The 23,666-nt window shown below is 62.9% G+C and carries 26 protein-coding genes; 11 read left to right on the plus strand and 15 right to left on the minus strand.

Translation table 11 applies throughout. From position 1 onward, the window contains the following. Window positions 1-217: 217 nt before the first annotated feature. On the plus strand, window positions 218-748 hold the full coding sequence (locus AC1DDS_RS09570) for a hypothetical protein (RefSeq protein ID WP_477478689.1): 531 nt from the start codon (window positions 218-220) through the stop codon (window positions 746-748). Between the two features lie 243 nt (window positions 749-991). Here AC1DDS_RS09570 and infC read toward each other — a convergent pair whose 3' ends face one another. Then, entirely contained in the window at window positions 992-1,528 is a 537-nt protein-coding gene (gene infC, locus AC1DDS_RS09575; protein ID WP_310412719.1) for a translation initiation factor IF-3, read from the minus strand. A 235-nt stretch (window positions 1,529-1,763) separates the two neighbouring features. Here infC and AC1DDS_RS09580 point away from each other — a divergent pair, with 235 nt between their 5' ends. Next, complete coding sequence (locus AC1DDS_RS09580; protein ID WP_477478690.1) at window positions 1,764-2,591, plus strand: alpha/beta hydrolase; 828 nt, start codon at window positions 1,764-1,766, stop codon at window positions 2,589-2,591. A 108-nt stretch (window positions 2,592-2,699) separates the two neighbouring features. Continuing rightward, complete coding sequence (locus AC1DDS_RS09585; RefSeq protein WP_477478691.1) at window positions 2,700-3,329, plus strand: transglutaminase-like cysteine peptidase; 630 nt, start codon at window positions 2,700-2,702, stop codon at window positions 3,327-3,329. 42 nt (window positions 3,330-3,371) lie between these two features. Here AC1DDS_RS09585 and mbfA read toward each other — a convergent pair whose 3' ends face one another. From mbfA to AC1DDS_RS09610, 5 genes are all read right to left on the minus strand, one after another. Next, the gene (gene mbfA, locus AC1DDS_RS09590; RefSeq protein WP_477478692.1) at window positions 3,372-4,355 is read right to left on the minus strand and encodes an iron exporter MbfA; all 984 of its coding nucleotides are present in this window, start codon (window positions 4,353-4,355) and stop codon (window positions 3,372-3,374) included. Between the two features lie 82 nt (window positions 4,356-4,437). Beyond that, window positions 4,438-5,226, minus strand: a complete 789-nt coding sequence (locus AC1DDS_RS09595) for a pyrroline-5-carboxylate reductase family protein (protein WP_477478693.1) — start codon at window positions 5,224-5,226, stop codon at window positions 4,438-4,440. A gap of 7 nt (window positions 5,227-5,233) precedes the next feature. After that, window positions 5,234-6,490 carry an aminopeptidase gene (locus AC1DDS_RS09600; RefSeq protein ID WP_477478694.1) on the minus strand — a complete coding sequence of 419 codons (1,257 nt, stop codon included), beginning with the start codon at window positions 6,488-6,490 and terminating at the stop codon, window positions 5,234-5,236. A gap of 130 nt (window positions 6,491-6,620) precedes the next feature. Next, entirely contained in the window at window positions 6,621-7,328 is a 708-nt protein-coding gene (locus tag AC1DDS_RS09605; protein WP_477478695.1) for a glutathione S-transferase family protein, read from the minus strand. After that, window positions 7,328-7,765 (minus strand): DoxX family protein, encoded by a 438-nt coding sequence (locus tag AC1DDS_RS09610; protein WP_477478696.1) that lies wholly within the window; start codon window positions 7,763-7,765, stop codon window positions 7,328-7,330. The genes AC1DDS_RS09605 and AC1DDS_RS09610 overlap by 1 nt, the downstream gene beginning before the upstream one ends. A gap of 78 nt (window positions 7,766-7,843) precedes the next feature. On the opposite strand from AC1DDS_RS09610, the gene AC1DDS_RS09615 reads away from it, so the two are divergent. Beyond that, complete coding sequence (locus AC1DDS_RS09615) at window positions 7,844-8,296, plus strand: MarR family winged helix-turn-helix transcriptional regulator (protein WP_477478697.1); 453 nt, start codon at window positions 7,844-7,846, stop codon at window positions 8,294-8,296. A 124-nt stretch (window positions 8,297-8,420) separates the two neighbouring features. On the opposite strand, the gene ybaK is transcribed toward AC1DDS_RS09615, so the two are convergent. Together ybaK and AC1DDS_RS09625 are read right to left on the minus strand one after the other, a co-directional pair. Continuing rightward, entirely contained in the window at window positions 8,421-8,894 is a 474-nt protein-coding gene (ybaK, locus tag AC1DDS_RS09620; protein WP_477478698.1) for a Cys-tRNA(Pro) deacylase, read from the minus strand. A 179-nt stretch (window positions 8,895-9,073) separates the two neighbouring features. Next, complete coding sequence (locus tag AC1DDS_RS09625; protein ID WP_477478699.1) at window positions 9,074-9,820, minus strand: response regulator transcription factor; 747 nt, start codon at window positions 9,818-9,820, stop codon at window positions 9,074-9,076. A 475-nt stretch (window positions 9,821-10,295) separates the two neighbouring features. Here AC1DDS_RS09625 and AC1DDS_RS09630 point away from each other — a divergent pair, with 475 nt between their 5' ends. The 6 genes from AC1DDS_RS09630 (at window position 10,296) to AC1DDS_RS09655 (ending at window position 15,709) form a co-directional block, all read left to right on the plus strand. Continuing rightward, entirely contained in the window at window positions 10,296-11,591 is a 1,296-nt protein-coding gene (locus AC1DDS_RS09630; RefSeq protein WP_477478700.1) for a polysaccharide biosynthesis/export family protein, read from the plus strand. 64 nt (window positions 11,592-11,655) lie between these two features. After that, window positions 11,656-12,534: a glucose-1-phosphate thymidylyltransferase RfbA gene (gene rfbA, locus AC1DDS_RS09635; protein WP_310412483.1), complete on the plus strand. Its 879-nt coding sequence runs from the start codon at window positions 11,656-11,658 to the stop codon at window positions 12,532-12,534. Beyond that, window positions 12,531-13,109, plus strand: a complete 579-nt coding sequence (rfbC, locus tag AC1DDS_RS09640) for a dTDP-4-dehydrorhamnose 3,5-epimerase (RefSeq protein WP_477478701.1) — start codon at window positions 12,531-12,533, stop codon at window positions 13,107-13,109. Before rfbA ends, rfbC begins: the two co-directional genes overlap by 4 nt. Then, window positions 13,106-13,282 (plus strand): hypothetical protein, encoded by a 177-nt coding sequence (locus tag AC1DDS_RS09645; RefSeq protein WP_477478702.1) that lies wholly within the window; start codon window positions 13,106-13,108, stop codon window positions 13,280-13,282. Before rfbC ends, AC1DDS_RS09645 begins: the two co-directional genes overlap by 4 nt. Continuing rightward, window positions 13,279-14,184 carry a dTDP-4-dehydrorhamnose reductase gene (gene rfbD / locus AC1DDS_RS09650; RefSeq protein WP_477478703.1) on the plus strand — a complete coding sequence of 302 codons (906 nt, stop codon included), beginning with the start codon at window positions 13,279-13,281 and terminating at the stop codon, window positions 14,182-14,184. The genes AC1DDS_RS09645 and rfbD overlap by 4 nt, the downstream gene beginning before the upstream one ends. Window positions 14,185-14,203: 19 nt before the next feature. Continuing rightward, window positions 14,204-15,709: an O-antigen translocase gene (locus tag AC1DDS_RS09655; protein ID WP_477478704.1), complete on the plus strand. Its 1,506-nt coding sequence runs from the start codon at window positions 14,204-14,206 to the stop codon at window positions 15,707-15,709. A 115-nt stretch (window positions 15,710-15,824) separates the two neighbouring features. On the opposite strand, the gene AC1DDS_RS09660 is transcribed toward AC1DDS_RS09655, so the two are convergent. Genes AC1DDS_RS09660 through AC1DDS_RS09685 form a run of 6 tightly spaced genes read right to left on the minus strand, consistent with a single transcriptional unit; the run spans window position 15,825 to window position 21,349 of the window. After that, window positions 15,825-17,027: a DegT/DnrJ/EryC1/StrS family aminotransferase gene (locus tag AC1DDS_RS09660; protein ID WP_477478705.1), complete on the minus strand. Its 1,203-nt coding sequence runs from the start codon at window positions 17,025-17,027 to the stop codon at window positions 15,825-15,827. Next, window positions 17,024-18,001, minus strand: coding sequence for an NAD-dependent epimerase/dehydratase family protein (locus AC1DDS_RS09665; protein ID WP_477478706.1), 978 nt, complete (start codon window positions 17,999-18,001; stop codon window positions 17,024-17,026). Before AC1DDS_RS09665 ends, AC1DDS_RS09660 begins: the two co-directional genes overlap by 4 nt. A gap of 16 nt (window positions 18,002-18,017) precedes the next feature. Next, window positions 18,018-18,722, minus strand: coding sequence for an acyltransferase (locus tag AC1DDS_RS09670; protein WP_477478707.1), 705 nt, complete (start codon window positions 18,720-18,722; stop codon window positions 18,018-18,020). After that, window positions 18,712-19,818: a DegT/DnrJ/EryC1/StrS family aminotransferase gene (locus tag AC1DDS_RS09675; RefSeq protein WP_477478708.1), complete on the minus strand. Its 1,107-nt coding sequence runs from the start codon at window positions 19,816-19,818 to the stop codon at window positions 18,712-18,714. The genes AC1DDS_RS09670 and AC1DDS_RS09675 overlap by 11 nt, the downstream gene beginning before the upstream one ends. After that, window positions 19,815-20,846 (minus strand): Gfo/Idh/MocA family protein, encoded by a 1,032-nt coding sequence (locus AC1DDS_RS09680; RefSeq protein ID WP_477478709.1) that lies wholly within the window; start codon window positions 20,844-20,846, stop codon window positions 19,815-19,817. Before AC1DDS_RS09680 ends, AC1DDS_RS09675 begins: the two co-directional genes overlap by 4 nt. Then, a complete protein-coding gene (locus AC1DDS_RS09685) occupies window positions 20,843-21,349 on the minus strand; it encodes an acyltransferase (protein WP_310412453.1) in 507 nt (168 codons plus the stop codon). The genes AC1DDS_RS09680 and AC1DDS_RS09685 overlap by 4 nt, the downstream gene beginning before the upstream one ends. Window positions 21,350-21,678: 329 nt before the next feature. On the opposite strand from AC1DDS_RS09685, the gene AC1DDS_RS09690 reads away from it, so the two are divergent. After that, window positions 21,679-22,866 (plus strand): glycosyltransferase family 4 protein, encoded by a 1,188-nt coding sequence (locus AC1DDS_RS09690; RefSeq protein WP_477478710.1) that lies wholly within the window; start codon window positions 21,679-21,681, stop codon window positions 22,864-22,866. Window positions 22,867-23,030: 164 nt separating this feature from the next. On the opposite strand, the gene AC1DDS_RS09695 is transcribed toward AC1DDS_RS09690, so the two are convergent. Further along, on the minus strand, window positions 23,031-23,666 hold the full coding sequence (locus tag AC1DDS_RS09695; protein WP_477478711.1) for a 2,3-bisphosphoglycerate-dependent phosphoglycerate mutase: 636 nt from the start codon (window positions 23,664-23,666) through the stop codon (window positions 23,031-23,033).

The raw sequence follows: 23,666 nt of genomic DNA on the forward strand, positions 1-23,666 counted from the left end.
ACGGTTCGTCAGGCAGTCTTTTTGACAGCGGATCGCCCCCTGCATCAACGGATGCAGGAGGCGAGTGCGAGGGGACATCCTTCTTGACCGTGAGACTGGCCTCCTCGCTGACCGGCGTGGAGCGGGGCGTTGTCCGCGCCGGTATCGGCGTCCATCAGTTCGCGGGGCGTATGGACACGCTTTCGATCGGTCCGGGTGTACGGCGAATGTCGGAACCATGCGGCTCGACCTTGACGATCCGCTTGCCGTGCTCGAACTCGACCTCCACCTCCAGGGTGCGGCCGAGGTTGTCGACGGCGATCAGGGAGCCGTTGAGGAGACCCTTCAGGCTGTGGTTCGATACCTTGAGTTGGGTCTCATACCGGTGGCGATCGTCGTTGCCGTTGTGCTTGCCGCTGTTGCGGCCGTCTTCAGCGTGGTTGCGACCCCGACCATGATCTTTGTCGACCTTGCCCGCGTTGTGGTCCTTGTTGTCATCGTCGTCGTCATCCTGCCGGTCGCCGCCGCGATCATCATTGTCATCGTTTCGGTCGTGCCCGCTGCGATCGTGCCCGCCGCCGTGGTCGTCATCGCGGTCACCATCATCACGGTCACCGTCATCGCGATCACCGTCATCGCGGTCACCGCCATTGCGGTCACCATCATCGCGACCGCCGTGGTTGTCATCCCCACGATCTCCGCCATCATTATCATCATCGGCAAGCGCGGCCGCGGAAAGCGGATGGTGCGGAGCGAGTGCGAAGATTGACGCGCCGACCGGCCCGCCGATGATGCCGCATGTCGCGACCGTGGATACCAACAAAGCCTTGCGAAGCGTTGAATGCATGAGCCCTCTCCATCACTGATTGATGACAGGAGCCTGCCACAAGCAAGCTGAGAGGCCGCTGAGAACGTCTGTCAGCATTCTGTCAGGATCGAAGGGGAGTTTTTGGCCGCAACGAAGAAAGCCGCCTTTTAGGCGGCTTCGTCGCTGACATGCGGGAGGCAGTGCTCACTTCGGAGCGAGCACCATCATCATCTGGCGGCCTTCCAGCTTGGGCTCGGCCTCGACCTTGGCAATAGCCAGGGTGTCTTCCTTGACCTGCTGCAGGAGCTTCATGCCGAGTTCCTGGTGCGCCATTTCACGGCCACGGAACTTCAGCGTCACCTTGACCTTGTCGCCTTCTTCGAAGAAGCGGTTCATCGCCTTCATCTTCACGTCATAGTCATGCGTGTCGATGTTCGGGCGCATCTTGATTTCCTTGACCTCGACGACCTTCTGCTTCTTGCGCGCTTCCGCCGCCTTCTTCTGGTTGGCGTACTTCAGCCTGCCGAGATCAAGGATCTTGCACACCGGCGGGTCGTTGTTGGGGGAAATCTCCACGAGATCGAGGCCGGCGTCTTCCGCCATGCGAAGGGCCTGATCGGTGGGAACGATGCCGTGGTTCGTGCCTTCGGCATCAATGAGCTGAACCCGGGGGATCCGGATTTCTCGGTTGGAACGCGGGCCGTCCTTGACCGGTGCGTCCGTTTTGAAGGGTCTGCGAATGGTCGTATTCTCCTCGAATAGTTTCGGATAGAGATTGCATTTTCCGGAAGGCGATCTTCACCGACGCGTCGCGCACCAGCGATCGCGGCAATGTGTAGATCACCGAGGCGATGTCAATAGCACGCCGTGCGGAAAAAATCACCCCTGTCCCGCTTTGCAAAAAATCGTGTAGATCGGGCCGTTCAGAGTGTCGAGGCGGCCGCCGTGCGCCGGCCGCGCAAGTCGGGAGCATCGCATGCAACAGAATGAGAGCAACGGGTCGTTTGGGGCGATCGAGAGGCTGACGGTCGGCGACGGCACGGAAAGTCGTGACATCGCCATGGTCCTTTTGCCGCAAAGAGACGGGAACACGTTGCCCCATCTTCTCTGGCTCGGCGGGTATCGCTCGGACATGACCGGCACCAAGGCCGTGGAACTGGCGCGCTTCGCCGAGGAACGCGGCACGGCCTGCATCCGCCTCGACTATTCCGGCCACGGCGCGTCCGGCGGCGCATTCGTGGACGGCACGATATCGCGCTGGCTGGAGGAGGCGCTCGCCGTTGTCGATCACGCGCGCACCAGGCTTGGCAGCCAGCGCCTTGTCATTGTCGGCTCGTCGATGGGGGGATGGCTGGCGCTTCGCGTGGCGCAGGAGTTGCGACAGCGCGGTCGGGAAGACGACGTCGCTGGCATGGTCCTGGTCGCCCCCGCGCCGGATTTCACCTCCGAACTGATCGAGCCGAACCTGACGGAGGCCGAACGCGCCTCATTGGCGGAGCGCGGCTTCTTCGAGGAGCCGACGCCCTATGGGCCGGATCCGAACATCTACACCCTCAAGCTAATCGAGGACGGTCGCCGCAACAGGGTGCTCGATGGCGTCATCGATGCGGGATGTCCGATCCACGTGCTGCAGGGCATGGAGGATCCCGACGTTCCCTACACGCATGCGGTCCGGTTGATGGAGCACCTTTCCTGCGATGACGCCGTGTTGACCCTGATCCGCGACGGCGATCATCGATTGTCGCGCCCCGAGGACATCGAAAAGCTGCGGGAGGCGGTATCCCATATCCTGGAGCCGTCATAACCGGCGCCGGTGCGCGCATTTTAACCATGTTGTCGCATTGCCAATTATCGTGATTGACTTCCCTCCCCTCGAAAATTTAACGTTTCGTTAACTATCGAGGGGACACCCATGGCGCGTATGATTGGTGCTAAGGCAATTTTTGTGGCGTTTACGGCCTTGTTCGTATCGTCTTCTGCCGCGCTGACTGCCCCCGCCGCCACCGCGAATTCCGCCCTGTCGATGCGCACCGGCGCCGTCACCTCCCAGCCGATCGGCCATTACGAGTTCTGCCAGTCGAACCGTTCGGAGTGCACCGCCGGCCAACGTGATCCGGGTGCGGCGAAAGTAACTGCCTTCGGCTGGACGATCGTTCGAGAGATCAACGCAGCGGTCAACCGTGACATTACCCCGATGACCGACAAGGAGCTGTTCGGCACCGACGAGCACTGGGCCTACCCCGACGTGGCAGGCGACTGCGAGGATTTCGTGCTGCTGAAACGCCGCAAGCTGATCGAGAAGGGCTTCGCGGCCGCCGACCTCCTCATCACCGTTGTTCGCAAGCCGGACGGCGAAGGACACGCGGTCTTGACCGTACGCACGACGGAGGGCGATTTCATTCTCGACAATCTTGAGAATGACGTCAGGCACTGGACCGAGACGCCTTACCGCTATCTGAAGCGTCAGGCCTCGTTCCATCCGGGCCGCTGGGTCTCGATCGAGAACGGCGACGCGGTCATGGTGTCGTCGGTCGGCAAGTAAGCCTCGTGCCGGTCCGCAAGGAGGACTGGCTTTCGCTCCTCCCTACGCATTGCCGATCAGAACGCCGCAGGCAAAGACAAGGCTGCCGCCGAGGACGACCTGGGTTGCGGCCCGCCAGAAGGGCGTGTCCATATAGCGGTTCTGGATGAAGGCGATCGTCCAGAGTTCAACGAAAACGATCGCGATGGCGATGCCCGTCGCGAGGCCGAAATGCGGAATCAGGTAGGGCAATGCGTGGCCGAGGCCACCGATCGCCGTCATGATGCCGGAGGCAAACCCGCGCTTGACCGGCGAGCCCCGCCCGGAGATCTTGCCGTCGTCATGGGCCGCTTCGGTGAACCCCATCGAGATGCCGGCGCCAACGGAGGCCGAGAGCCCCACCAAAAAGGTCTGCCAGGTGTCCTGCGTGGCGAAGGCGGCCGCGAAGATCGGCGCGAGCGTCGAGACCGAACCATCCATCAGGCCGGCCAGCCCCGGCTGCACGTAGGTCAGGATGAACTGACGGCGCTCGGCATGCGCCTCCTCGGAGAATGCGGCCTTGCCTTCCTCGCTCTCCTCAAAAAGGCGCGCCTTGCCTTCGTGCCCCTTCTCCGCCAGCGCGAGATCCCCCAGCAGCTTGCGGGTCGACGCATCCGTCGCGCGCGCTGCCGCTTCGAGATAGAAGCGGTGCGCCGCCTCTTCCATCGCCCTGACGTTGGCGCGAACCGTCTCCACCGGCATTCGCGCGACCAGCCAGTCGGGTTTGCGCTTTGGGAAGTCTCTGATGTACTCGCGCCGGACCAGGGGGATATTGTCGCCGAAACGCTTCACGTGCATGTCGATCAGCCGGCGCCGGTGCTCGCTCTCCTCCTTGGCCATGGCGTCCAGCATGCTGGCTGTGTGCGGAAAGGTGTCCCGTAGCCCATTCGCATAAGCAAGGTAGATGCGACCGTCATCCTCCTCCGCCGATATGGCCAGGGCCAGGATTTCCTGTTCGCTGAGGGATTCGAGGGTCCGTTTGGTCGGGCGGAAAAGCCGAGAGATCATTGCGAGGCCTATTCTTTAGAATAATTCTAAATTTAGGACTCGGAACTAGGTCGGTCAACCCGGCGTTGCCGCTTTTTTTGGACTACGCCATACCCTTCGCGGCACGCCGCCGCGCCGCCGAAAGCCCTTTGAAGATCGTCGAGCCCACGTCGGCCTCGATCATCGCGGCAAGGCCGGCGGCTGTCGTTCCCTGGTACTCCAGAAACACGTCCACAAGCTCGGCGGGCGTTGTCTCCGATTGGGCCATCAGGACGCCGGCGCCCATAAAGAGCTGGCGCACGGCGGCAACCGCCGTGTCCGGCTCGATGCCGGCGCCGATCGCATGGCGGATCATCGCATCGGCAAAAAGCGCTGGGAAGGCGGGGCCCGAACCGGTCAACGCGGTGAAATAATCGAGTTGCGCCTCCTCGGTGATCCCCTGCGCCCGTCCGGACGCAGAAAAGAAGCGGAACACGAAATACGCCTCGTCGTCTGACACGCTGTCGGTAGCAAACCAGGGCGTGAAGGAAAGCCGCTGCTCGGCGCAGGCATTCGGCATCGCGCGTACGATCCGCCTAGCACCGAAGCTGCGCGCCAGCGCCTCCGCGGTGACGCCGGCGACGACGGAAATGAGGAGCTTGCCGGAAAGGTCGAGCGAAAGCTCGGCAAGATCGTTCGGCCGAACGCAAAGCATGACGACGTCGGAGGCCGCCACAAGCTCGACATTGTCGGTCGTCATGCGGATGCGCGGCCAGGCGTCGAAGCCGAACATGTCACCCGAGCGGGAGGAGAGGATCAGGCGCTCCGGACGGATAATGCCGTCGGCAAGCGCGGGCCGCAGCAGCGCCCCCGCCAGCCAGCCCCCGCCGCCAATGACGCCGATCGTCTCCATGGGCGGCTCAGGCCCATTCGCCGGCGCGCATCACCGGCGTGCGGCCGCCGTCGGCCCTGATGCCGTCGATGTCGATCTGTCCCGAGCCGATCATCCAATCGATGTGGATCAGGCTCGAGTTGCCGCCCTGTGCCTGGATCTGTTGCTGGGACAGGTCCGCCCCGCCGACGAAGCACTTGGAATAGCATTGCCCCAGCGCGATGTGGCAGGCGGCGTTTTCATCGAAAAGCGTGTTGTAGAACAGAAGCCCACTCGCCGAGATCGGTGAGGAATGCGGTACCAGCGCCACTTCGCCGAGGCGGCGCGCCCCTTCGTCGGTGTCGAGCACCTTGGTGAGGACCGCCTCGCCCTTCGAGGCGTGTGCCTCGACGATGCGGCCACCCTCGAAGCGGACGCGGATGTCGTCGATCAGCGTGCCCTGGTGCGAAAGCGGCTTGGTGCTGGAGACATGGCCCTCCACCCGCAGCGCATGTGGCGTCGTGAACACTTCCTCGGTGGGAATGTTCGGGTTGCAGGTGATGCCGTTCTTGGCGACCGATGCGCCGCCGTGCCATTCGTGACCGTCTGCAAGGCCCACCGTCAGGTCGGTGCCGGGCCCCCGGAAGTGAAGGGCTGCAAAGCGTTCGCCGTTCAGCCAGGCCGAGCGGCTGTGCAGGTTGGCGTTGTGCGCCTCCCAGGCGCCGATGGGGTCTTCGATATCGACCCGTGACGCGGCGAAGATTGCATTGGCGAGTTTTTCGACCGCTACCTCCTCCGGAACGCCCGGAAACACCTGCATCGCCCAGGACGGGCTCGGATAGGAGACAATGTTCCAGTTGATATCGAAATTGGCGATCTTCTCAAGCGCTGGCTTGTAGGCGAGAGAGTTGGCCTTGTTGGCGCGCGCCACCTTGGCGGGATCTTGTTCGGACAAAAGCATCGGATTGTCGCCGGCGATCGCAAGGCGTGCGGCGCCATTGGCGTAGGCCTTCGCCATGCCCTCGTAGAGCCAGCCCGTCGCCCGGTCGAAGCTTTCATCCGGCGCGTGGCGATAACGGGCAAGCGTCGCTTCCTCGTCGGCGTAGAAGGTGCTGACGAGGCCGGCGCCCGACATGTAGGCGTGCTTGGCGATGAGACGCACGAGCGGCAGCGCCGCAATCGGCGCGGTGATCACCAGGTCTTGCCCCTTTTGCAGCTGGAGGCCGACCTTGACAGCCACCTCAGCGAGCTTTTCCAGCTTGATGGGGTCGACCGGGGTGATTGCGTTGCGAAGCGGTGCGTTCATCGGTTTTCCTGCTGTTTTCGGTTTCGTTGCCCTCTTTTAGGACGGAATTGTGCAAAACAGAAGGTCGGCGATGAAGATGCTCCGACGCACCATTTACAGGACGGCGGTGAGGCGACGCGACGGGCGGATGTCACCGCACCGATTGCGCCATCGGCCGGTTGCCTGGCGCGGCAAGCAAGATCGCGTCATGTTTGCGCAAGAAGGCCATGAGCCTTTCAGGATAGTCGGCGGCGACCGCAGTCTTGACGCTTGCACGCGCAGCGAGGCCGCCCCGCCACGCAACGACGCGCGCCAGCCCTTCGAAAATGCCATGGTCGATGATTGCATCGAAGACATCAAAGTACCGGAAGATCGGCGCGAAAACGGCGTCGACGATGCTGAAATGCTGCCCGGCGAAAAAGGGGCCGTCCTGCAGCTCCGCTTCGATCTGGGCAAATTTCGTGGCGAGGGTTTGCCGCTTCGTCGCAAAGGCCTGTGCGTCCGTGGTGGTCTCCAGCACCCAGATATCAGCAAGAATGGACGAGCCGAATTCCATCCAACCGCGGTGACGCGCCCGAACGAAAGGATCGGCTGGATGCAGCCGCGGCCCTGGCAACGCCTCATCGATAAATTCGCAGATCGCCGCGCTCTCAAAGAGCACCCGGCTCCCGCTGGCGCCGTCGATCCGCAAGAGCGGAACCTTGCCGAGTGGGGACAGGTCGAGAAACCAGTCGGGCTTGGCCGACAGATCGATACTGACACGCTCGAACTTGGCGCCCTTTTCCATCAACGCAATCGCGGCGCGCTGAACATACGGGCACAAATGATGGCTGATGAGGGTGAATGTGCTGTCAGTCATCATATGCTCCCTTGAAGCCGGTCAGTGTGCAGGGGTGCGGGGGAGGGCCGCAGGGCGAAGGCGCCGTCGCCGAGCAGGGCTTGGGCGATCGACGCAGCGATCAGGAAGAGCGGATACTCCCAACCGCCGCCCGGCGCGGTGAAAACCCAGCCGTTGGCGCCATGGGCCCAGATGATCGCCCCGGCCAGCGCCGGCACCAGCGAGAGCGCTACCGCTCGCGTGTGGATGCCGAGCACCAGCATGACGCCGCCGGCAGCTTCCGCCGCGAACGTGAGATAGGCCAGCCACGCCGGTAGGCCGATCGAGGAGAAATAGCCCGCCGTGCCATCGAGACCGTAGGTGAGCAGTTTCAGCAAGATGCTGTGGGCCAGGTACATGGCGCCGAGGCTCATGCGCAGCAGCGCCGTGCCGTAGCCTGTCAGTATGTGCTGTTGCATATCGTATCTCCGCATTTATAGATGCAAGTGCATATAACTCCACTTGCGCATGGCGTCAAGATAGATGTAATTGCATTTATGTCCCAGAGAACAAGCCTGCCCCCCACACCCTCCGCCGAAATCACCCGTGCCTGGATCGAACTGATGCGCGCGCAGCGAAGCCTGGTCGCGGCCATGGAGAGCGACCTGCGCATCGCAGGCCAGCCGCCGCTGGGGTGGTACGACGTTCTCTGGGAGCTGGATCGCGCCACTGACGGACGGCTGCGCCCCTACGAGATCGAGGAACGCACACTGCTTGCGCAGTACAATCTCTCCCGGCTGATTGATCGGCTTGAAAAGGAGGGGTTGGTCAGGCGGGAGACCTTCGATCAGGATGGCCGTGGCCGCTGGGTGGTGATCACCGAAAAGGGTCGCGCTGTCCGCGCCGACATGTGGAGCGTCTACGGCCGATCCATACAAACGCACATCGGTGAAAAGCTCGACAAGGCTGAGGCGGCCACACTGGCAGCGCTCCTTTTTCGGCTGCTGTAAAAAACCGAACTTCGGCGTCCGCCTATAGCCTGTGCCGGAAGGCGGAGCCGGTTTCGAAACAAAGACATGCAAAAGAACAAGGACCTGAAGCGTTGCACGCGGATCTGGAAGATCGCGGCGCGCTTTAGACCACCACTTCCGCTGCGATCGCCTTCAGCGCAGCGCGCGCATCCATAGGGGAGAGCCGCACCTGCAGGCCACGCTGGCCGCCGTTGATGTAGACGCTCGCATGCGCCAATGCCTGCTTCTCGATCGCGGTCGGGACGGTTTTGCGCTGCCCGAAGGGACTGATCCCGCCGACGTGATAGCCGGTCAGCCGCTCCGCGTCGGCCGGCTTCATCATGCGTGCCGACTTGCCGCCGAAGGCCGCGGCCAGCTTCTTCATGCTGACCTCGCAGTTGGAGGGTACGATCACGCAGACAGCTCTGCCGTCGACTTCCGCCATCAAGGTCTTCAGCACGCGGTCCGGCGTCTCCCCAAGGGCCGCTGCAGCCTGCAGACCCACCTTCTCGGCCAATGGATCGTAGTCATAGGCGTGGACGGTGAACGATACACCGGCCTTGGCCAGTGCCTGGGTCGCGCGCGTCGTCTTGGACATCTTCGGGCCGTCGGGCTGATTGCTGAGGGTCCATCGGTCGCATGAGCATCCCGAGACTGTCAATTGCCACACGCAACTGATCCAGCCGGCATCACGCGGCAAAGATGGCGCCAGTGTTCGGGCCTGATGGAAAGAGGACGCAGTCGCTGCGATCTGGAACGGCTGGAGACCTAAGTCAGTCACGTGCCGCCATGCTGCGTGCTGCGGTATCGAGCGGCCGCCTCCGTCCTGTTGTGGACGCCCAGCTTGCGAATGATGTTGTGCAGATGAATTTTGACCGTGTGCTCGGAGAGGCCGAATTCTGCGGCAATCAGCTTGTTTTGCAGGCCGCGCGAGACCATTTCCAGGATCTGCAGCTCCCGGGCGGTCAGTTCTGCCCTGTCGGTCCGCCGTTGCGCCAGCTGCGAACCGTCGTGGGCGAGGGGAGGCAAGCTGGTGTCGCCGGCGCGCGTCTGAAAGATCGACTCCGGCGGCAGGTATTCGCCGCCATACAACATCAGCCGTATGATCGACAGCCAGACATCGAGCCGCAGGTCCATCGGCAAGACACTGCGGATGAGCGGGGAGTCGACGACAGCGGCAAGCGAGGTTGCCGGGGGCCTGTCATAGGGCTCGATGACCGCGGTGAGCGCGTGTGGGTGGACCCGCATCAGTATCGCCGATGCCGCTTCGGCCTCCCGCATCATCGCGGCGTCGACTAGGATCAGGGCAACGGGGTGGGGGAAAGTCCGGCACGCGGCGCCGACATGCTCCAGCTGCTCGACGACCACCCACGGAAATTCCCGTTCGACGGCATCGATGAGACGCTTCGACACACTTCCCGTGTTTGTCAGGATCAGCATGACCCGCCGGGGCTCAGGCCCGCCCCTAACGCCAGCCGCGCCAACCCCTGCCTCGGCGTAATCGTTTCCGTCCAAAAGCACCATATCCTTCACCCGCGCGACTGGAACGGCCGGCAATTGTCGCTGCCGGCGGAGCGTGCGCACTCATGCACCACCCCGCGAAAACCTTACCGCACGTCGGAAATGACCGCGACGGCACCAAAGGGGGAGTCTTGGGTCGAAGGGCAATATCTATGGAAAGGGCGTGTCAAGTGCGCTCATCCAAACGAACTAGGCTCGGGCCGCATCTACCCCCCAACTAGGGAGCCGAAACGGATTTTGCATCCGCTCCAGCTACGCCGGCACCGACCATCGGTCCGACAGGAACCGTCGGAAGCGCCGGAATGCCGATCCGGTTAGGTCTGCCATACCACCTTCACCAAAATTGATGAAGCGATAGCGGGATCCTTCCCCTTCTCAATATTTCAATAATTTGCACACTGAACCTTGCAGGCTTGCGGCACGGCGAGCGGTGTCGCCGCTGTCATGCCTTCCCGACTTTACAGGTTGGAGAGATTATATGCTCGCCACGTTCTGGCATTGCTGTAAACCGCTGCGGGCGGGGCTCGTGGTTCTGACGGCCCTTGCCCTGGCCGGCATCGGCGCGCCACCTGCAGCCCTCGCAGCCAAGATTGTCCCGCAGACGAAAATCAAGCTGAGCATCGTTCAGTGGATGCCAACCAAAGGTGTCTACGAGAGCTGGGATGCCCTCGGCGGCGAGTTTCAGGTCTCCGGGGAGGGCACGATATCATTGCCCGTCCTTGGCGTCGTGCAGATTGGCGACTTCGATGAAGCCGGGCTCGCAGCCGAAATCGCCACCAAGCTTCAGGCCAAAATCGGCTTGGTCGAGAGGCCGGAAGCGTCGGTGACGATCGTCGAATATCCTCCCATCTATGTGGTGGGCAATGCGGCGGCACCTGGGGAGTACAAGTTTCGTCCGGGGTTGTCCGTTCTCCAGGCGCTGGCAATGGCCGGCGGCGAGTACCGGCCGACGGACGGGCTGATCGGCTCCCGCGGCAAGGCTGAGCTTGGCGGTGAGTTGCGGGAGCTCGACGATTCGATCCTGCGCAGCACGATCAAGCTGGCGCGGCTCGAGGCCGAGATGGCCAACGCGAAGGACTTTCATTTCGACCTGCCGCCGGACAACAACACCGCATTGGTCGCCGCCACCCTCAATCAGGAGAAGCAGATCTTTGCGACGCGTGCTGCCGTTGTCGAACGCCAGTCCCGTTCTTACTCGGAATTGCGCGAACTAATGGCCCAAGAGATCGATACGCTGGAAAAGAAGATCACCGGCAATGACGAGGACATCGATTCCGTCCGGAAGGAACTCACGACGATAAAGCCCATGGTCGAAAAAGGCGTTCTCCTGCCGTCACGGCAGACGGATCTCGAACGGACGCTGCGAAGCTATCAGGGATCGAGGCTCGACATGGTCACCGCCATCATGAGGGCGCGCCAGAGCATTGCCGAGGCGACGCGCAATCTTGAAGGTCTCGCCGATAACCGCAACGCCGATGTTGCCGCCCAGCTGCAGACGGAAAAGGGGATCCTGAAACAATTGCAGCTGCGGCGTGACACCAGGCAGAAACTGCTGCTTGGCACCGACCCGCCCGACCTTGCCTCCACTGCCGCAGCGGAACCCACCTACACGGTGTCCCGGCGCGTCGACGGCAAGATCGATGAATTTACTGCGTCCGAGACGACCGAACTGCAGCCGGGTGACGTCGTTCGCGTGTTCCGCCCGGTCGCGAAAGCCGCCGAAGAGACCAGCTCGACGGCGGACGGAACACACGACGAGCAGGCCAGCCAATGACACGGCTGAAGTCGGATCGAGCTTGGATACCCGCCGGACGAAACCCACGAGAGGGATGGCAGCGATGAAGGGAATCATACTGGCGGGGGGGAGCGGCACGCGCCTCTATCCTCTTACCATCGCCGTGTCGAAGCAGATCCTGCCCATCTACGACAAGCCGATGATCTACTACCCGCTGAGCGTCCTGATGCTCACCGGCATTCGGGACATCCTGATCATCTCGACCCCGCGCGACCTTCCCTGCTTCCAGGCGCTGCTCGGCGACGGCTCCGATTTCGGGCTGAACGTGTCCTATGCCAAGCAACCGCACCCGAATGGGCTGGCCGAGGCCTTCATTATCGGGCGTCAGTTCATCGGGCGGGACAATGTCGCGATGATCCTCGGCGACAACATCTTTTTTGGCCATGGCTTGCCGGACATTTGCCGGCAGGCGGCGGGACGCAATAGCGGTGCCTCGGTCTTCGCCTATCATGTCGACGATCCGGAGCGCTATGGCGTCGTCAGCTTCGACAAGGCGACCGGCAGAGCGATCGCCATCGAGGAGAAGCCAGCGGTTCCGAAGTCGAACTGGGCGGTGACGGGACTGTATTTCTACGACAACGATGTCGTCGACATCGCCCGCTCGGTCGAGCCGTCCTCGCGCGGCGAACTGGAGATCACCACGGTCAACAACATCTATCTTGCCCGCGGCGACTTGAATGTGTGCATGCTCGGGCGCGGCTATGCCTGGCTGGACACGGGCACCTACGACAGCCTGCAGGACGCGTCGTCCTTCGTGCGCACCGTCGAACGGCGTCAGGGCGTCCAGATCGCCTGCCCGGAGGAAATCGCACTCGATAATGGCTGGCTCGGGCCGGAAGAAGTTCGACAGCGCGCCGGGCTGCTGGGCAAGACCGCCTATGCCAACTACCTGCTTCGCCTGGTTGAGGAGCGCGTCGGATGAGCCTCGAAGTCAGGCCGCTGGCACTGGATGGTCTGCTGGAAATCCGGCCGCGAAAATTCGGTGACGACCGCGGCTTCTTTTCCGAAACCTGGAATGCGCGGGAATTCTCAGAGAAGGGCATCGGCCTGCAGTTCATCCAGGACAATCATTCCTATTCCCTCGCGCGCGGCATCTTGCGTGGTCTGCACTATCAGTTGGCGCCCTATGCCCAGGACAAGCTGATCCGGGTGGTTCGCGGCGCAATCTTCGACGTCGCCGTCGATGTCCGCAAGGGCTCTGCGACCTTCGGCAAGTGGTGCGGCATCCGTATCTCTGCGGCCGACTGGAACCAGCTTCTCATGCCGAAGGGGTTCGCGCACGGCTACCTCACCCTCGAGCCGGAAACCGAGGTGATCTACAAGGTCACGAACCCGTATTCGCCGTCCCACGAGCAGACGATCCGCTTCGACGATGAGGATATCGGCATCGAGTGGCCGCTTCCCGCCGCCCAGGTTCAGCTTTCCGAAAAGGACCGCAGCGCCCCGCCGCTGGCGCGGGCGGAACCTTTCGACGAATCGCAGGAGCCGGAGGCATGAGCTTTCCGCCCGCCACAGACTTCATCGAGCACGAGTCGGCCACGAAGGCGCCGATTGGAAGCCGGACGATGAACTTCGCGCGCATCGATGCCGGCTGCAGCCTGTCGAACCGGCGAATCCGCAAGAACGCCTGCGACGGCGATCGCTCGGGCAGACTGGCTGTCGGTCAATGAAGATCCTTGTGACGGGTACGCACGGTCAATTGGCGACGAGCCTGGTCGAGGTCGCCGCCGGCTTGCCCGACATCACCCTGGTCCGCGTTGGACGTCCCGGCTTCGATCTGTCGGATCCCTCGTCGATCCGCCGTGCCATCTTCGCCGAGAAACCCGACATCGTTGTCTCGGCTGCTGCGTACACGGCGGTCGATCGGGCCGAGGACGAACGGGATCAGGCCTATCAGGTCAACGTCGTCGGGGCGGCTTGCGTCGCCGAGGCCGCAGCGACGTTGCGGGTGCCCGTCATCCATGTCTCCACCGATTACGTCTTTTCCGGGGAAGCGTCCCACGCCTACCTGGAGGGCGACGAAGCCGAACCAAAGACGGTCTACGGCTATACCAAGCTCAGGGGCGAGCATGCGGTGGCAAGTGCCAACCCTCGGCACATCATCCTGCGGACCAGCTGGGTCTACAGTCCCTTTGGCAGCAACTTCGTCAGGACGATGCTGAGACTTGCCGCCGAGCGTCGCGCGATCGCGGTTGTTGCCGACCAGTGGGGTAATCCAACAAGCGCGCTCGACCTCGCAGCCGCCATCCTGCTTGTCGCCACCCATCGCGCCCGAGACCGCTACGGCATCTATCATGTAACCGGGGAGGGCGAGACAAATTGGGCCGGTTTTGCCCGCCATGTCTTTCAAGCCAGCGCCGCTCACGGCGGCCCCAGCGCCGAAGTCAAGGACATTGCAACGGCCGAGTACCGAACCAAAGCCCGACGGCCACTGAATTCGCGCCTCTGCTGCGACAAGTTCGAGCGGACATTTGGCTGGCGCGCACCGCCCTGGCAGGTGAGCACCGAAGAAGTGGTGCGGCGCCTTCTGGAGGTCGATTACCGCAACCAGTCTCAAGGGACGGGCGTCTGATCGAGACGCCCGAGCGACCATGGCATCACAGGAAACCCCGGCGGAAGGGCAGTCCTACTTCCAGATCCTCCGATCGATGGCGATGATCGGCGGCTCGTCGGCGGTCAATGTCGGTTTTTCCATCGTCCGCAACAAGGCGATGGCCGTCCTGCTCGGACCGGCGGGGGTCGGACAGATGGGGCTCTACACGTCGATCGTCGACCTGACCCAGGCGCTTGCCGGGGTCGGGGTTCAGGCCAGCGGCGTTCGCCAGATCGCCGAAGCAGCCGGCACCGGCGACGCCGGCCGGATCGCCCGCACCGCCACCGCCCTTCGTCGAACGTCGATCGCGCTCGGGGTGATCGGCGCCCTGCTGCTTGCCGCTTTCGCACGCCCGGTCGCACACCTGACATTCGGCGATGTCCAGCATACGGTCGGGGTGACGTTGCTCTCGCTCGCCATCTTTTTCCAGTTGATCGCCGGCGGACAGCTCGCGCTGGTGCAGGGAATGCGGGACATTGCCAACCTTGCGTGGATCAACGTGCTGTCGGGATTTTGCGCCACGGTCACCACGATAGCGCTCGTCTATTTGTTCGGGTCCGATGGCATCGCGCCCTCGATCGTCGTCTCGGCCTTCGCGATGCTCTTCATATCGTGGTGGTTCAGCAGACGCCTGCAGGTCGGCCGGCCGGCCATGTCGACACGCAGTCTTGGCGAGGAAATCGCCTCGCTCATGAAGCTCGGCTTCGTTTTCATGACGAGCAGCCTGTTGATGTTCGGCGCCTCTTACACCATTCGCCTGATCGTGCTGCACAACGACGGCGTTGCTGCCGCGGGCCTCTATCAGGCGGCCTGGGCATTGGGCGGGCTCTATGCTGGCTTCATCCTGCAGGCGATGGGCGCGGACTTCTATCCGCGCCTGACAGCGATCGCTTCCGACCACGTCGCCTGCAACCGCCTGGTCAACGAACAGACACAGATCAGCCTTCTGCTGGCCGGCCCTGGCGTCATCGCCACGTTGACGCTCGCGCCGCTGGCCATGTGGCTGTTCTATTCCCCCGAGTTCCATCCCGCCGCCGCGATCCTGCGGTGGATCTGCCTCGGCATGATGCTGCGGATCGTTTCGTGGCCCATGGGGTTCATCATGCTGGCAAAGGGCACGCGCGCCGTCTTTTTCTGGGCCGAGATTGCCGCAACGGTGGTTCACGTCGGGCTGGCCTGGCTGCTGGTTGCGCATGTCGGGCCGATGGGCGCCGGGATGGCATTCCTCGGCCTGTATGTCTGGCACACCGGCCTCGTCTATGTCGTCGCCCGGTGGCTGACGGATTTTCGCTGGTCCTCCGCCAACTTCAGGCTAGGCGTCATCTTCCTCGCCTCGGCAGGATTCGTGTTTCTGGCGACGCAGATCCTGCCCTCGTGGCAGGCGATGACGCTCGGCGCCCTGGCAACCCTCTTGAGCGGCTGCTACTCGCTGAGGTGCCTGTTCAGTCTTCTGCCGGCAAGCGCTCTGCCCTTGCCGCTCCGCGCCTTCTCACGATCGCCGTGATCAGGCCCGCGGAACCGCTTCAACAGGGAGGTGCGTCAGGGGGCGACAGGGATGGACTCAGTCCGCCCAGTCTGGGACGCTGTGATAGCTGCCGGCAACAGGTGGGATTGTGGCTCTAACGCGACTGGCTGGCCTGCAGCGACCGTAGGCCAAGGGTATCGATCGCGTCCTGCAGCGCATCAAGAACCATGATCACGTCGGCGTCCGTCATCTGCGCGTACAGCGGCAGGATGATCGAGTTCTCCTGCGCTGCCACGCTGCGCGCCAAGGATCCCGCGACGCGATGGGTATGATCGCCCGCATAGGCGCCCTCGCGGTGGATTGTCATCACGCCGCGCCGGGTGGAGATGCCGCGGTCGAGTAGAAACTGCATCGCATCCCGTTGGCCGAGCCATTGCGGCAAGCGCACACAATAGCTCTGCCAGTTGGTTCGCGCCCACGATGGCTCCACGGGCGCTTCCAAGCCGGTAATCTGGCCGATTCCTTGCTGGTACAGGTCGGCCAGCCGCCGTCGTTCCGAAATGAAGCCCGGCAGACGGCGCAACTGTATGCGTCCGATCGCGGCCTGAAGGTCCGTCATGCGATAATTGTAGCCGAGCTCGGGATAGCTCTCGAAGATCACTTGTTTCGAGCCGTGCCGGACGGTGTCGGGGACGCTCATTCCATGCTGCCGCCAGAGGCGAAACTTTGCGTCAAGTTCCGCGTCGCAGGTGGTCAGCATGCCGCCATCGCCGGTGGTGAGAAGCTTGCGCGGATGGAACGAGAAACAGGCGATATCGGCGCGCGGCTTGCCGATCCTCTCCCATTGGCCGTCCCACAGGATTTCGCTGCCCGAGGCACAGGCTGCATCCTCCACGACCGGGATCGAGAACCGCTTGCCGATGGCAACGATGCTGGCGAGGTCGCAGGGCATACCCATCTGGTGCACGCACAGGATCGCTTTGGTGCGGGGCGTGATGGCGTCCTCGATCAGGGTCGGGTCGATATTGAAGCCGCCCGCTTCGATGTCGACGAAGACCGGCAGCGCGTCGCAGTAGCGGATGGCGTTGGCCGTGGCGATGAAGGAGTGGCTGACGGTGATGACCTCGTCGCCCGCACCGACGCCAGCGGCCCGCAACGCCAGATGAAGCGCCGTCGTGCAATTGGAAACGGCACAGGCATGCTGGGCGCCAACGAAAGCGGCGAACTCTGATTCAAACGCCTCGACCTCCGGCCCTTGTGTCAACCATCCAGACAGCACGACCCGTCGGACCGCCTCCGTCTCCTGCTCATCGAGAAGCGGTCTGGCGACCGGAATCTGCACGCCTGTCGGGATCATGCCGCTTCCCCTCCGTCCGCCAGAGCCTTTTCCTGCCGCCACCAAGCGACCAGCTCGCGCAAACCTTCTTCCAGCGGCACCTGCGTCCTGAAGCCCAGGCGACGTTCCGCTGTGCTGGTGTCGGCGAGCCTTCGCGTCACCGCGTTGACCTTTCGCGCCGGCTGGAATTGCGGTTCGCAAGTTCCCCCCATGACACGGGACAGCATCCGCGCCAGGTCGCGCAGGCTGGTCTCGCTGCCGCTGGCCACATTGAACACTTCGTCCGTCACATCGGACTTTGCCGCCAGGACGTTGGCGCGGGCAATGTCACGGACATGCACGAAATCCATCGTCTGCAGCCCATCGCCGTGGATGACCGGCGGCAGACCGGCCGCGATCCTTTCCATCCAGCGAATCATCACCTCCGTATAGACGCCATAGGCATCCATTCGCGGGCCGTAGACATTGAAGTAGCGCAATGCGACGTAGCGCAAGCCGTACATCTCGGCGAAACTGCGCAGCAGCCCCTCGTTGAAGGTCTTGGCCGCCCCGTAGATGGTGCGGTTGTTGTAGGGGTGGTGGGCTTCCGTCGTCGGAAAGCTCTCGGCAAGGCCGAGGACGGACGCCGACGAGGCCGCGACCACCTTCGATACACCGGCCTTGACCGCCGCCTCGAGCACATCGAAAGTGCCGGCCGCCAGCACGTCGAAGGCGAGCCTCGGATCTTCCGCACATTGGGTAATCCGGATGGCGGCCTGATGAAAGACGACATCGACGCCTGCGAACAGTTCCGCCAGCAGCGCGCGGTCGCGAATGTCGCCGTCGACGATCGTCAGCGGGAGCATAGATGCCGCCTGCGCCAGGTTTTCACGGCGGCCGCGAACAAAATTGTCGAGGATCAGGATTTCCCGCGGCCGCTCCATGGCGACGAGATCGGCGATGTGAGAGCCGATCAGACCGGCGCCGCCGGTGATCAGAATCCTTTTGTCTTTCATGGCCTGCTCCCAAGATTCACGGTGTTGCTGCCGTCGAGTCCGAATCCTTCCTCCAGCGCAGGAACCTCGCCGGCACGCCCGCCACGACCGAGAAGGGCTCGACGTCGGTAACGACCACCGCTCCGGCCCCGACGATTGCGCCCTTGCCGATCCGCACACCCGGAAGAATTGTCGCATTCGCCCCGATATCCGCCCATTCGCAGACGCGCACCGGCCGGATTTCCAGATCGGTCGCAATAATGGGCAGGTCGTGCGGAATGCCGGTGTGGGTGGAACCCACAATCTTGGCGCCCGGGCCCCATCCGACATAGTCCTCGAGAATGAGATCCCTGGCATCGAGATAGGCCTGCGGGCCAATCCAGACCTTGTTGCCGATGATGCAGGTTCCATCATGGCGCCCCTGCAGATAGGTCTGGGTGTCGATATGGACGCCGTGACCGATCTCAAAGGTCTCGGGGTGTTTGAAAACGGCGCCGCTGCCGACGCGCAGGTCGGTGCCGCACCGGCGGGCGAGCGCCCGCCAGATCACCTTGCGCATCAGGCTGTCGACGAAGCCCGTTCCTGCCGAAAATCGCCCGTAGAGTTCTATCAGGCCGGCCGGTCCGTAAATCCCCTTCAACTCTTCGGCCAGTTGATGTTCGTAGGGCGGATCGTTGATCCAGTCGCGCTTGCCGTGCATTGCCTGTACGAGCCTCGGGAGGGATTTGAGATCAACCGACATAGGCATCCTGCTCCACTGCGGAGACGACGCGCGCAATCTCCTTCGCCGACATTTCGGGAAACATGGGAAGTGACAGCATTTCGTGCGCCGCCGCCTCGGATACCGGGAAATCGCCGACCCGATGACCAAGGTCCGCATGCGCCTTCTGCAGATGTGCCGGTATCGGATAGTGCAGGCCGAACTGGATGCCATCGGCCTGAAGTGAACGCTGCACGGCCGCGCGATCCCGGCACCTAACGGCGTAGATGTGATAGACATGACGCCGGTCGGCCCGCTCGACTTGCGGGCGGACGGTGGTCGAGCCGGCAAGCATCGACGAATAGCGAGCGGCATGGTCCCGGCGCGCCTCTGTCCAGGCCTCCAGATGCCTCAACTTGACGCGCAGGATGGCGCCCTGGATGCCATCCATGCGGTAGTTGAACCCCTTCAGCAGGTGATGATAGCGTTGCTCCTGGCCCCAGTCGCGGAGCATGCGCATGGTTTTGGCATGTTCGTCGTTGCTGGTGACCACCATGCCGCCCTCGCCACACGCACCGAGGTTCTTGCCCGGATAGAAGCTGAAGCAACCCGATACGCCGAGACTGCCCGCGCGGCGCCCCTTGTACTCGGCTCCATGCGCCTGGCACGCGTCCTCGATCACCGCCAAGCCGTGGCGCTCGGCAATGGCATTGATCGGATCCATCTCGGCCATCTGGCCATAGAGATGAACCGGTATGATGGCCTTGGTTTGCGGCGTGATCGCGGCCTCGACGCTGGACGGATCCATCGTCAAAGTGACAGGTTCGACGTCCACGAACACCGGCTTTGCGCCGGTGTAACAGATCGCCGACACGGTTGCGACGAACGTGAGGGGCACGGTTATGACCTCGTCGCCGGGTCCGATGCCGGCGGCAAGCAGCGCCAGGTGCAGGGCACTCGTTCCAGTGTTCACCGCGATCGCGTGCCGTGTCTCGCAATAGTCGGCGAATTCGCGTTCAAAGCGCGCCACCTCGTCGCCCAGCACGTATTGTCCCGAGGCGAGTACGTCGAGGACCGCACGGTCGATTTCCTGCTTGATCGAGGCATATTGCGCTTTCAGGTCCAGGAAAGGGATCATGCGATCATCCTTGCCGGCTCGAGTTCCACGACGCGCCCGCGTTGCGCGAGGGATTGGGTCGCGGCTTCCAGGATGCGAACGACGCGCAAGCCCGCAAGCCCGTCCGTGGTCGGCTGGGCATCGCCCTCGATGCACGAAACGAACTGGCGCAGCTCGCGGCCGAGCGCTTCGGTCATGTCCAGTTGGGGCGCATACATATCACCGGTGCGATAGCCGACCAGCATCTGATACACATCGCCATTGCCGGACCCGCCGTTCAGCGTGATGCCCTTGTCGTAGACCTTGATCTTTTCGCTCGGCTCCAGGTCGTCATAGACGATCATCTTGCTGCTGCCGCCGATCAGCGTCCGGCGCACCTTGACCGGTGCGAGCCAATTGACGTGGACATGCGCGATCAGCTTGCTTTCAAAAAACAGGTTGAGATAGGCGATGTTTTCCGGCTCGCCGATGACATGGCTCATGCCGGTCGCCGAAACGGCGATCGGCTTTTCCCGCAGCACATAGTCCATGATGGACAGATCGTGCACGGCCAGGTCCCAGACCACGCTGACGTCGTGCTGGAACAAACCGAGGTTCACCCGGACGGAATCGTAGTAATACATGTCGCCGAGACCGTCCTCGACGATCTCACGCATCTTGCGGACCGCACCGGTGTGCACAAAGGTGTGGTCGACGGCAAGCTTGAGGCCGCGGCGGTGGGCCTCGTCGACGAGGCGACGCGCCTCCTCGGACGTCGCGGCCATTGGCTTTTCGACAAAAACGTGCCGGCCGGCCATCAGCGCCTTCATGGCAAGCTTGAAGTGGCTCGAAACCGGCGTGGCGATCGCGACCGCGTCCACGCGGGGGTCGCGCAGAACCTCGTCGATATCGTCGGTGACCGCCACTGTCGGATAGCGAGCCTGTACGGGGGCAAGCCGGTCCTTTTGCAGGTCGCACACATAGACGAGGCGAGCATCGGGGATATCCGCAATGTTGCGAACCAGATTCGGCCCCCAGTACCCATAGCCGATCACAGCAATTCCGATCATACCGTTCTCCTGGAGGAAGGGAGCTCGAGCGGTGCGTCCTTGGCGCGGCCGATCTCCCTTGCCGGGACGCCCGCAACAATCGCATAGTCGGGCACATCCTTGGTCACGACGGCGCCGGCGCCGACTTGCGCCCCCGCGCCGATCGTTACCCCCGCCCGGATCGTGGCGTTGCTGCCGATCGAGGCGCCGCATCTGATGAGTGTCGGGATCACCTGCCAGTCTTGCTCGGACTGCAAGCTTCCATCGGGGTTGACCGCCCGCGGATAGAGGTCGTTGGTAAACATGACGCCGTGGCCGATGAAGACCCCGTCCTCAAGCGTCACCCCCTCGCAAATAAAGGAATGGCTGGAGATCTTGCAGTTTCGGCCGACCACGACATTCTTCTGGATTTCCACGAATGTCCCGACGCGCGAACCGGCGCCGATCGTGCAGCCATAGAGGTTCACCAACTCAGGGTGATGTATGACGACGCCCTCTCCCAGCGTAACGCTAGTTGCAATCATGTCGCGCAGGACCCCACTATCCCAATTGCCCCGGATCTCGAAAGAAATTTCGCGGTATTGATCGTGTCCGAACTGTCTTGTTTGCCGGTTCCGCACCCGATCTTCTTTACGATTCAGGAGAGTTCTTTTCGCCAAATCCGTAAAGAAAAAAAACGACGTACGGCCGTGTCCGAAAGGGGTATCGCCGAAATAGCCACGTGCCATCGGCCTGATTTGTCTAACCACTTTGTCCTAGTGGACGCGCGGGAGCCGCTCGGTCAGCCTATGCGATCTCAACGCGGCCGGCATTTCGCCAGCGCCCGCGACCAGCTCCAACAGGAACGAACGGCATGAAGGTTCTGATTTTCGGACATCGTCTCGAGGTCGGCGGCACCCAGGTCAATGCGATCGAGCTCAGTGCATATCTGCGCGACGCCTGCGGCCATCAGGTCACCTATTTCGCAAGCGCCGGCCCAATGCAGGATCTGCTCGACAATGCCGGCATAACCTTCCGCCCCATACCCGACACGAGGTCGCATCCGTCGGTGGCGCGCATGCGGGTCATCGACGAGATCATACGCTTGGAGCGACCGGACGTCGTCCATGTCTGGGACTGGCCGCAATGGCTGGACGCCTTCCTTGGGATACAGCTGTACCGCAAGGTCCCCGTCGTGGTGACCTGCATGTCGATGGTGGTGCCAAGCCTGTTGCCGAAGAGGGCGCTAACCACCTTCGGAACCCCCGATCTCGTCAGTCAGGCGCGCGCTGCGGGCTTTCGACGCGCGGAACTGATCGTTCCGCCGGTCGATGTGAAATTCAACGCGCCCGACGTGATCGATCCGACCGCGTTCCGCAAGCAATTCGGCATCGCCGAGCAGGATGTTCTGGTGGTCACGGTAAGCCGACTGACGGACTGGATGAAGTCGGAAAGCATCCGAAGAACGATGGACGCGGTGCGGGAGCTTGGATCGGACACGCGCCTGCGATTTGCGATCGTCGGTGACGGCACCGCCAGGAACGATTTGGAAGAGTACGCCAGGGCGGTGAATGCAGAGCTTGGACGCGACGCCATTCTCTTCTCGGGGGCCTTGCTGGATCCTCGCCCCGGCTATGCGGCCGCGGATATTGTCGTTGGAATGGGCGGATCGGCGATGCGCGGCATGGCCTTCTCCAAGCCTGTGATCGTGGTCGGCGAGCACGGCTTTTCAGATCTCTTCGCGCCGGAAACGGAAGGGTTCTTCACCTTCAACGGCATGTATGGCCTTGGCGATGGAAATCCCAAAAACGATCATCTCATCGCCGCGTTGAAGCGTCTGCTGGACTCATCGCAGGAAAGGCGGTCGCTTGGCGATTTTGCCCGCCAGTATGTCGAACGGCACTACTCCATCGACACGATCGGGCAAAAATTGAACGAGCTCCTGGAGACGGCAGCAACGTCTCCGGTACGCTTTCGTCATGCCGTTCACGACGCCGTCCGAACAGCCTCGCTTGCGGTCGCGGGGCGGCTGACGCGAAGGCATCGATCACAACAGCACTGACCCGTGGCTCGGCAGGCGCTGCAAGGCGAAGGTGAAGTACCCACAAGACAATCCCGGCCGCCGTCCGGCCCGCCTCACAAACCAAAACCCGCCGAAAAATCGACGGGTTTCTCAGCGGTGCAAGTGGCTACGCAACGGCCCGCTTCAGGTAGGATTGGGGGCGCTCAATGCGCGCCGGACATGTCGCCCAGCACTTCCTTGGAGGCGACGGTGGAGTCCGCATTCAGCTTGTAGACCATCGGAACGCCGGTCGCGAGGTTGAGGTTCAGCACCTGCTCCTTGGTCAGCCGGTCGAGAACCATGACGAGGGCGCGCAGCGAGTTGCCGTGGGCCGCGACCAGCACTTTCTTCCCCCGCAGCACCCGCGGCAGGATATCCGTCAGATAGTAGGGCCAGACACGCGCGCCGGTGTCGCGCAGGCTTTCGCCGCCCGGCGGCGGAACGTCATAGGAGCGGCGCCAGACATGCACCTGTTCCTCGCCCCACTTGGCGCGCGCGTCGTCCTTGTTCAGGCCGGAAAGATCGCCGTAGTCGCGCTCGTTCAGGGCCTGGTCGCGGATCGTCTCAAGATCCGGCTGGCCGACATTGTCGAGAACCATCTGGCAGGTCCGCTGCGCCCGGATGAGGTCGGAGGTGAAGGCGATGTCGAACTTGATGCCGTAGTCGGCGAGCGCCTTGCCACCGGCATTGGCCTCCTCGACGCCGAGCGGGGTCAGGTCCGGATCGCGCCAGCCGGTGAAGAGGTTTTTCAGGTTCCATTCGCTCTGGCCGTGGCGAACAAGGACAAGGGTTCCGCTCAT

Source organism: Mycoplana sp. 10N416, assembly GCF_056394765.1.

Excerpts from the sequence above, each read along its gene's own strand:
- AC1DDS_RS09645 (WP_477478702.1), top strand. The coding sequence starts at position 13,106 with ATGAGCTTTCCGCCCGCCACAGACTTCATCGAGCACGAGTCGGCCACG.
- AC1DDS_RS09690 (WP_477478710.1), top strand. The coding sequence starts at position 21,679 with ATGAAGGTTCTGATTTTCGGACATCGTCTCGAGGTCGGCGGCACCCAG.
- AC1DDS_RS09670 (WP_477478707.1), bottom strand. The coding sequence starts at position 18,722 with ATGTCGGTTGATCTCAAATCCCTCCCGAGGCTCGTACAGGCAATGCAC.
- AC1DDS_RS09685 (WP_310412453.1), bottom strand. The coding sequence starts at position 21,349 with ATGATTGCAACTAGCGTTACGCTGGGAGAGGGCGTCGTCATACATCAC.
- rfbA (WP_310412483.1), top strand. The coding sequence starts at position 11,656 with ATGAAGGGAATCATACTGGCGGGGGGGAGCGGCACGCGCCTCTATCCT.
- AC1DDS_RS09610 (WP_477478696.1), bottom strand. The coding sequence starts at position 7,765 with ATGCAACAGCACATACTGACAGGCTACGGCACGGCGCTGCTGCGCATG.
- AC1DDS_RS09615 (WP_477478697.1), top strand. The coding sequence starts at position 7,844 with ATGTCCCAGAGAACAAGCCTGCCCCCCACACCCTCCGCCGAAATCACC.
- AC1DDS_RS09630 (WP_477478700.1), top strand. The coding sequence starts at position 10,296 with ATGCTCGCCACGTTCTGGCATTGCTGTAAACCGCTGCGGGCGGGGCTC.
- AC1DDS_RS09695 (WP_477478711.1), bottom strand. The coding sequence starts at position 23,666 with ATGAGCGGAACCCTTGTCCTTGTTCGCCACGGCCAGAGCGAATGGAAC.
- AC1DDS_RS09580 (WP_477478690.1), top strand. The coding sequence starts at position 1,764 with ATGCAACAGAATGAGAGCAACGGGTCGTTTGGGGCGATCGAGAGGCTG.
- AC1DDS_RS09570 (WP_477478689.1), top strand. The coding sequence starts at position 218 with ATGCGGCTCGACCTTGACGATCCGCTTGCCGTGCTCGAACTCGACCTC.
- AC1DDS_RS09625 (WP_477478699.1), bottom strand. The coding sequence starts at position 9,820 with ATGGTGCTTTTGGACGGAAACGATTACGCCGAGGCAGGGGTTGGCGCG.
- AC1DDS_RS09605 (WP_477478695.1), bottom strand. The coding sequence starts at position 7,328 with ATGACTGACAGCACATTCACCCTCATCAGCCATCATTTGTGCCCGTAT.
- AC1DDS_RS09665 (WP_477478706.1), bottom strand. The coding sequence starts at position 18,001 with ATGAAAGACAAAAGGATTCTGATCACCGGCGGCGCCGGTCTGATCGGC.
- AC1DDS_RS09595 (WP_477478693.1), bottom strand. The coding sequence starts at position 5,226 with ATGGAGACGATCGGCGTCATTGGCGGCGGGGGCTGGCTGGCGGGGGCG.
- rfbD (WP_477478703.1), top strand. The coding sequence starts at position 13,279 with ATGAAGATCCTTGTGACGGGTACGCACGGTCAATTGGCGACGAGCCTG.
- ybaK (WP_477478698.1), bottom strand. The coding sequence starts at position 8,894 with ATGTCCAAGACGACGCGCGCGACCCAGGCACTGGCCAAGGCCGGTGTA.
- rfbC (WP_477478701.1), top strand. The coding sequence starts at position 12,531 with ATGAGCCTCGAAGTCAGGCCGCTGGCACTGGATGGTCTGCTGGAAATC.
- AC1DDS_RS09655 (WP_477478704.1), top strand. The coding sequence starts at position 14,204 with ATGGCATCACAGGAAACCCCGGCGGAAGGGCAGTCCTACTTCCAGATC.
- AC1DDS_RS09585 (WP_477478691.1), top strand. The coding sequence starts at position 2,700 with ATGGCGCGTATGATTGGTGCTAAGGCAATTTTTGTGGCGTTTACGGCC.
- AC1DDS_RS09660 (WP_477478705.1), bottom strand. The coding sequence starts at position 17,027 with ATGATCCCGACAGGCGTGCAGATTCCGGTCGCCAGACCGCTTCTCGAT.
- AC1DDS_RS09675 (WP_477478708.1), bottom strand. The coding sequence starts at position 19,818 with ATGATCCCTTTCCTGGACCTGAAAGCGCAATATGCCTCGATCAAGCAG.
- mbfA (WP_477478692.1), bottom strand. The coding sequence starts at position 4,355 with ATGATCTCTCGGCTTTTCCGCCCGACCAAACGGACCCTCGAATCCCTC.
- AC1DDS_RS09680 (WP_477478709.1), bottom strand. The coding sequence starts at position 20,846 with ATGATCGGAATTGCTGTGATCGGCTATGGGTACTGGGGGCCGAATCTG.
- AC1DDS_RS09600 (WP_477478694.1), bottom strand. The coding sequence starts at position 6,490 with ATGAACGCACCGCTTCGCAACGCAATCACCCCGGTCGACCCCATCAAG.